The organism is Gelatiniphilus marinus, from assembly GCF_042684345.1.
Lineage (GTDB): Bacteria > Bacteroidota > Bacteroidia > Flavobacteriales > Flavobacteriaceae > Gelatiniphilus > Gelatiniphilus marinus.
Map to the genome: position 1 here is coordinate 1 of NZ_JBHULK010000027.1, position 697 is coordinate 697.

The 697-nt window shown below is 33.3% G+C and carries 1 protein-coding gene; it reads left to right on the top strand.

Annotated features, from left to right (window positions below; translation table 11 throughout):
• A partial coding sequence (locus tag ACFSQS_RS16145; RefSeq protein ID WP_388021259.1) for a hypothetical protein occupies positions 1-556 on the top strand: 556 nt, incomplete at its 5' end.
• Between the last annotated feature and the right edge of the window lie 141 nt (positions 557-697).

The window sequence follows — 697 nt, forward strand, 5'->3', positions numbered from 1 at the left end:
CGTTGGCAACAAGCTGAAAAAATCACGAATGAATCAAAATCTGGAACAAATATTTGAATTAGAATCTGCCGAAAAATATAATGAAGCATATTCTGAATATCAAAACCTGATTTCGGAAAACAACTCGGATTTTGAAACGTGGAAATATTATTTCTTCTTTTTGTGGTCTATGCTTGAAGATGTGAACGGACTTTTTAAAAAAGATATTGACTTACGAACCGAATTGGAATCCGAATTAAAAATTGGACTGAAAAAATACTCGGAATTAGCTGAATTTAATTTTATTGTTGGATATGCAATTTCCATTTTCCCTTACGAATTTGGCGACTACGAAGAGTTGGAAATCAAAGGGAAAGAAATGCTAAAAAGGGCGTTTGAATTGGAACAATCTAATCCGATTTATAAAATGGTTTATTTGGGTTCAAAGAGTCTGAATGAGAAAGAACAGAGTTTATATAAAAACGCTTGTGCTGAATCAAAACTGATTTTAAAAACTAAACATAGCGGAAAAGGATTATTGAACGAATATTACAACCAAGTATTTAATCGTGAATAAAAAAAGCCAGTGCCCAACAATGTATAACCGCAATTACGGCGGATTCGACTACGTCCGAATCCACTCGGAATTGCTAACGTCATTGCTTAACCGAAAATTATTAACTTTAAATCCGTAACTGACGGTTATACAAAACCGTTG